General features: G+C 42.7%; 5 protein-coding genes and 1 pseudogene. 1 reads left to right on the top strand and 5 read right to left on the bottom strand.

The annotated features are described in order from the left end of the window. From MKI85_RS16215 to MKI85_RS16195, 5 genes and pseudogenes are all read right to left on the bottom strand, one after another. Positions 1–77: pseudogene (locus tag MKI85_RS16215) on the bottom strand (hypothetical protein); the annotation flags it as partial. A 93-nt stretch (positions 78–170) separates the two neighbouring features. Further along, positions 171–2,309: an elongation factor G gene (gene fusA / locus MKI85_RS16210; protein ID WP_241629235.1), complete on the bottom strand. Its 2,139-nt coding sequence runs from the start codon at positions 2,307–2,309 to the stop codon at positions 171–173. A gap of 130 nt (positions 2,310–2,439) precedes the next feature. Next, entirely contained in the window at positions 2,440–2,910 is a 471-nt protein-coding gene (gene rpsG, locus MKI85_RS16205) for a 30S ribosomal protein S7 (protein WP_005179845.1), read from the bottom strand. A 177-nt stretch (positions 2,911–3,087) separates the two neighbouring features. Further along, positions 3,088–3,462, bottom strand: coding sequence for a 30S ribosomal protein S12 (gene rpsL / locus MKI85_RS16200; protein ID WP_002050319.1), 375 nt, complete (start codon positions 3,460–3,462; stop codon positions 3,088–3,090). 154 nt (positions 3,463–3,616) lie between these two features. Beyond that, on the bottom strand, positions 3,617–5,053 hold the full coding sequence (locus tag MKI85_RS16195; protein ID WP_241629233.1) for an EcsC family protein: 1,437 nt from the start codon (positions 5,051–5,053) through the stop codon (positions 3,617–3,619). Between the two features lie 271 nt (positions 5,054–5,324). On the opposite strand from MKI85_RS16195, the gene MKI85_RS16190 reads away from it, so the two are divergent. Continuing rightward, positions 5,325–6,554 (top strand): beta-ketoacyl synthase N-terminal-like domain-containing protein, encoded by a 1,230-nt coding sequence (locus MKI85_RS16190; protein WP_100242959.1) that lies wholly within the window; start codon positions 5,325–5,327, stop codon positions 6,552–6,554. Positions 6,555–6,629: the final 75 nt, after the last annotated feature.

Raw genomic sequence — 6,629 nt, 5'->3', positions numbered from 1 at the left:
GTTTTACCATGGTCAACGTGACCGATTGTGCCCACGTTTACGTGTGGCTTATTACGTTCAAACTTAGCCTTAGCCATTTGATTTTCCTTTTTAAACTACTCATGCAGGATCACTGCATGAGCAACTGGTTATTAACTAAAAATTAGTTTGGGATTATAGTAATCGAAAGATTACTCGTCGTCACCTTTTTTACCGCCAGATTGGAATTTAGAAATAATGCCTTCCGCCACGTTACGTGGAGTTTCAGCGTATTTAGCAAATTCCATAGAGTAAGTCGCACGACCTTGAGACATAGAACGCATTTGAGTCGCGTAACCAAACATCTCAGCAAGCGGTACTTCAGCTTTAATTGCTTTAGTTCCACCAGGAAGATCGTCCATACCTTGAACCATACCACGACGACGGTTTAAGTCACCCATGATATCGCCCATGTAGTCTTCTGGAGTTTCTACTTCAACTTTCATGATTGGTTCAAGAAGAACAGGATCTGCTTTCATGAAACCATCACGGAATGCGTAAGAACCCGCCATTTTGAACGACAATTCGTCAGAGTCGACATCGTGGTAAGAACCGTCGAATAATGTCGCTTTGATACCCACAACAGGGTAACCAGCCAAGACACCATTCTTCATACGTTCTTGAATACCTTTGTCAACCGCACCGAAGAATTCTTTAGGTACAGTACCGCCTACAACTTCTTCAGCGAATTGGTATTCTTTACCAGCTTCTTCAACATCCATTGGCTCTAAACGTACGTATACGTGACCAAACTTACCTTTACCACCAGTTTGACGTACGAATTTACCTTCTTGCTCAACAGTCTTTTTGATTGTTTCGCGGTAAGCAACCATTGGTTTACCAATGTTCGCTTCAACACCAAATTCACGCTTCATACGATCTACGATGATGTCAAGGTGAAGTTCACCCATACCAGCAATAATCGTTTGACCAGATTCTTCATCTGTACGAACGCGGAACGATGGATCTTCCTTAGCCAAACGACCTAAAGCGATAGACATTTTCTCTTGGTCAGCTTTAGTTTTTGGTTCAACAGCCAATGAAATTACTGGCTCTGGGAATTCCATACGCTCAAGTGTAATGATGTTTTTCTCATCACATAATGTATCACCAGTGGTAACATCTTTAAGACCTACACACGCTGCGATATCACCTGCACGGATTTCATCAAGATCTTGACGCTCGTTCGCATGCATTTGCACGATACGACCGATACGCTCACGCTTAGACTTAACTGGGTTATAAACTGGGTCACCTTGTTTAAGAACACCAGAGTAAACACGTACGAACGTTAAATTACCTACGAATTTGTCGTTCATGATTTTGAACGCTAATGCAGAGAACGGAGCTTCGTCAGATGCTTCGCGAGATGCTTTAGTTTCGTCTTTGTCGTCAAGAACACCTTCAATCGCCTTAACTTCTGTAGGCGATGGTAAGAATTCAATAACAGCATCCAACATACGTTGAACACCTTTGTTCTTGAACGCAGAACCACAAAGCATTACTTGAATTTCAGAAGCTAATGTACGAGCACGAAGACCAGCGATGATTTCTTCTTTAGAAAGATCACCTTCTTCTAGGTACTTGTCCATTAACTCTTCAGATGCTTCAGCCGCAGCTTCAACCATCTTAGTGCGCCATTCGTTAGAAGTATCAACGAGGTCAGCTGGAATCTCGCCGTATTCAAACTTCATACCTTGAGATGCTTCATCCCAGATAATCGCTTTCATTTCGATGAGGTCAACAACACCAGCAAACGTATCTTCTGCACCAATTGGCACAACGATAGGTACAGGATTACCACCTAGACGAGTTTTAACTTGCTCAACTGCACGGAAGAAGTTTGCACCAGTACGGTCCATCTTGTTCACGAATGCTAAACGAGGCACTTTATATTTGTTCGCCTGACGCCATACAGTTTCAGACTGAGGTTGTACACCACCAACTGCACAGTAAACCATGCACGCGCCATCAAGAACACGCATAGAACGCTCAACTTCAATTGTGAAGTCAACGTGTCCTGGTGTATCGATTACGTTAATACGGTGTTGTGGGAATTGGCTACCCATACCAGACCAGAAACAAGTTGTAGCAGCAGAAGTAATAGTAATACCGCGCTCTTGCTCTTGTTCCATCCAGTCCATTGTTGCTGCACCATCGTGTACTTCACCAATTTTGTGAGATACACCTGTGTAGAACAAAATACGTTCAGTGGTAGTCGTTTTACCTGCGTCAATGTGCGCAGAGATACCAATGTTACGGTAACGAGAAATAGGGGTTTGACGAGCCATGATTTCTTGCATTCCTAAATTTGTTGTTTAAAACAGGACGCTTTAAGCTGACGAACAGCTTAAAGCGATTCGATGACAATCTAGCGTAAGCCAAACTATCACCCTCCTGAATAGGGGCTGTTTTAGTCGCTTAGAAGCGGTAGTGTGAGAATGCTTTGTTGGCTTCAGCCATACGATGCACGTCTTCACGCTTTTTAACCGCTGCGCCTTTACCTTCAGCTGCATCAAGCAACTCACCAGCAAGACGTAAAGCCATAGTTTTTTCAGAACGCTTAGCAGCAGCATCTACTAACCAACGCATAGCCAAGGCAGTACGACGGGATGGGCGTACTTCCATAGGTACTTGATAAGTAGCACCACCAACGCGGCGTGCTTTTACTTCAACCATAGGACGAACTTTTTCAAGCGTAGCTTCAAAAAATTCAACTGGGTCTACTTTGTTTTTTTCTTGAACGCGGTCTAAAGCACCGTAAACGATACTTTCAGCAATAGATTTTTTACCATCTTGCATTACGTGGTTCATGAATTTAGCGATTGTTTGGCTACTGAACTTAGGATCCGGAAGGATTTCACGAGCAGCAACTACGCGACGTCTTGGCATTTTAAACTACCTATAGATATGACACTTCAGGTTAATCCAGCAGTAGTACAAAGTGTCATGTACTTTCGCTGGCCTTACTACACGTCGCTTGAATTTCACAAAATAAATGCAGAAATCAGACAAGCGAGACGATAAAGGATTGCAGTTCTAGCGAACTAAGAAGTTAATCTCGAAAGATTATTTCTTAGGACGTTTAGTACCGTATTTAGAACGTGACTGGTTACGATCTTTAACACCAGCACAGTCTAAAGAACCACGAACGGTATGGTAACGTACACCTGGTAAGTCTTTAACACGACCACCACGGATAAGAACAACACTGTGCTCTTGTAGGTTATGGCCTTCACCACCGATGTAGCTAGAAACTTCAAAACCAGAAGTTAAGCGAACACGGCAAACTTTACGCATTGCTGAGTTAGGTTTTTTAGGTGTAGTTGTGTAAACACGTGTACAAACACCACGACGTTGTGGACAAGCCTTCAACGCAGGAACTTTAGATTTTTCAACTAAAGTCGTACGACCCTTACGGATCAACTGATTTGTTGTTGCCATATGGCAATTCTCCCGTTAATAAAAAGCCCCAAAAAATACTACTTTTTGAGGGCATGCAATTGTAAGTCAAGATGCAAAAATGGTCAACCTAAGCAAAGCACCAATCCATCAGGCTTTCAGCTTTTCTTGCCATTTTTTAAACACTTTTCGGTATTTACTGTTCAGTCGGTGGTGTGGTCTTTTTTGTAACCCTTTTTGCAGGCGTCTTGCGCGGACGTTTTGCTGCAACAACTGGCTCTGCCAAAGGATTTTCAATCTGCTCTACAGCACCATCCACCATGACCTCTAACGCTTGAGGCGATAATGCGGATTGTTGTTGGACTTTGTCATGCGGTTCGACCAAATCACCCGCTAATTTTTCCAGCCCCTCTTCTATTTTCTGTTGTTGAGCAGTGTCATCTCTTGGTTTGGCGGCAGTTTTTCGCTTAACTCGAACCTTGGCAATATTTTGATGATTATCCAGTGTCACTTCAGTTGCATCATTGAATGACTCAGCTTCAACCAAGCTTGGCTGTACGGTTTCAGTGAGTAATTTAGGTGCTGCCTGCGCCAACAAAACCAATGAACGCTCGTAAGCGGTTACCACTGAAAGCTCAACATCTTTATGCTGCTGAATGTATTGTCGCGCCTGTGCAAATACTACTTGGGCTTTTTGATTGACATCTTCAATCAATTTCCAGCTATACACCGCACTTAAAGTCGCACCTGCAACGGGAGTTAGTTTACTTAAGAACGCATAGTTTGGAATTTTATTCATCCAAGCCCATTTGTAGTCGCCTTGTTCATTGTGCAGCCACTTTTTCAGTGTCTCAATGTCGTTACTCGAACCAAGTAAATGTTGTAACTGACCAATATCATGCGTTTGTAACATCTGTGATAAGGCTTTTAATGCCATCAACAAGGTTTGCTTTTCAGCGATAAGTCCCAGATCAATTTGTTTAAAAATAAACTGGACGATATCTTGCTCGGTGTCCTTATTCAGTTCGAAACCATAAGCACGACCCACTTGATAAATGGTTCGTAAAGACAAAATTAAAGACAGTGGAATATCAACACTTGAACCAAGGGTACCCGTAGCTCCCGTAAGCATGCCTTGTAAAGAAGCTATCCATTTATTCTGTTCAGCCAAAGCCTGACTGATCCGCTTAGATCGATCTACATCCTGGGTCAGTGTTTCAAGATCTTTGACTCCCGCCTGATCTAGAACATCATCCACCGAGCTAATATCAGAACTAAAAGCATTCAAGCGTTCAAAAAAGTAATCGCTAATTTTATCTGTATATTGTGGTGCGACAAAACTCGCCACATTATTCACTTTGGAATAATGTCTGCCTAAAAGCTGGCGAGAAACTTGCGGTAAGTGCTCGCGTAAAATCTGTTGTGCATCTTGATATTTTTTCTTATCAAAAGCCAATTTTGAATCTGCTTTTCCTTCAATAAAAGCTGAATTTCCCGCACCTTGCGGATAGGCAGCCACAGAGCCTGGTGCAACATGTTGCAAAACATCAATTCCTGTTTGGCTGAGCTTTTTAGCCACCCCAAAGGCATTTGAGAGGAATCCTGTTGATTGTTTATTATTAGCTTCTGTCATTCTTGACCCTTCTTGTTCAATTCTTTCATTTCTCGCTAAATACTAGGTATAGTCTAAGTTTATCTCAACATCAAACTGTTTCTTTTAGTTAAGAAGTTTGCTCAAATCGGCTTTTTTCTCCTGTTCCAAATACGCATCATATTTGCCATAAGAATTCAAAATTCTTTCTGCTATTATGAGTTCAAATCAAACATATGAAGACTTGTAGCATAAAGGCTCTCCCCTGACTGCATACAGTCACGCAAAATATCACCATATAAGGGATCTGTAGATGAAACGTGTTGTTATTACTGGTATGGGCATCAACTCATGTATCGGTAACACTTTAGAAGATGTCACTCATTCATTGCAAAACGGGATTTCTGGAACACGTTTCAACCCGACTTATGCTGAACTTAATTTCAAAAGTCACATCAGTGCTGCAGCAGAACAAGATTTCGATCACATTGACCGTAAATTAAAACGCTTTATGGGCGTGTGTGCGATGTATGCCTATAACGCCGCAGTGGCTGCAGTTGAAAATGCTGGTTTGACAGCAGAACAAATTGGCGGTAACCCACGCTATGGTATCGCAGGTGGTTCAGGTGGCGGTTCAACTGCTTCTGTGATTGAAATGAAAGAATTACTCGACACTAAAGGTGCGCGTAAAGTTGGTCCTTTCTTCGTACCACGTAACATGTCGAACACGATTACGGCTAACGTGGGTGTTGCATTCAAAATGCAAGGTGTTGCACACACCATTACCAGTGCTTGTGCAACTTCTGCAGATGCGATTGGTTATGCTTACAACTTAATTCAACTCGGTAAACAAGACTTGATGCTTGCGGGTGGCGGTGAAGAAGATCACTGGTCACAAAGCTTATTGTTTGATGCAATGGGTGCGCTTTGCTCGAAATACAACGACACACCTGAAACAGCGTCACGTCCATATTCAGCTGACCGCGATGGTTTCGTGATTGCTGGCGGTGGCGGTTTCGTGGTACTTGAATCACTTGAGCACGCTCAAGCACGTGGTGCCAACATTTTAGCTGAAGTCGTGGCTTATGCAGCAAACAGTGACGGTGCAGACATGGTTGCACCATCTGGTGAAGGTGCAACACGTTGTGTACTTATGGCACTTGAAGAAGCGAAACAACACGGCGTAGACAAGATTGACTATGTGAATACACATGGTACGTCTACCCCTGCTGGTGACGTGACTGAATTGTTGGCTATGGAACGTGCGTTTGGTGAAGGTCAAGTCCCTCCGCTTAGCTCAACCAAATCAATGACAGGTCACAGCTTGGGTGCAGCGGGTGTTCAAGAAGCGATTTACTCTGTTCTTATGATGCAAAATGACTTTATTGCTCCAAATATCAACGTGACCGAACTTGATGAAGGCGCAAAACCATTTGATATCGTACTTGAAAAACGTGATACAAAATTGAATACTGTGATGAGTAACAGTTTCGGTTTTGGCGGTGTAAATGCTTGTCTCATTTTCAAAAAATGGGAAGGCTAATTTAAGAAATCTTGATCATTCATTGCTGATGCGGTGAATGATCAACTTTCCACACTGCCCTTAATAGGGTGAATT

The sequence above is a fragment of the Acinetobacter zhairuonensis genome (assembly GCF_022601715.1).
GTDB lineage: Bacteria > Pseudomonadota > Gammaproteobacteria > Pseudomonadales > Moraxellaceae > Acinetobacter.
The sequence above is the reverse complement of the archived record's forward strand: the minus strand, read 5'-3'. Positions and strand labels throughout refer to the sequence as shown.

Excerpts from the sequence above, each read along its gene's own strand:
- rpsL (WP_002050319.1), bottom strand. The coding sequence starts at position 3,462 with ATGGCAACAACAAATCAGTTGATCCGTAAGGGTCGTACGACTTTAGTT.
- MKI85_RS16195 (WP_241629233.1), bottom strand. The coding sequence starts at position 5,053 with ATGACAGAAGCTAATAATAAACAATCAACAGGATTCCTCTCAAATGCC.
- fusA (WP_241629235.1), bottom strand. The coding sequence starts at position 2,309 with ATGGCTCGTCAAACCCCTATTTCTCGTTACCGTAACATTGGTATCTCT.
- MKI85_RS16190 (WP_100242959.1), top strand. The coding sequence starts at position 5,325 with ATGAAACGTGTTGTTATTACTGGTATGGGCATCAACTCATGTATCGGT.
- rpsG (WP_005179845.1), bottom strand. The coding sequence starts at position 2,910 with ATGCCAAGACGTCGCGTAGTTGCTGCTCGTGAAATCCTTCCGGATCCT.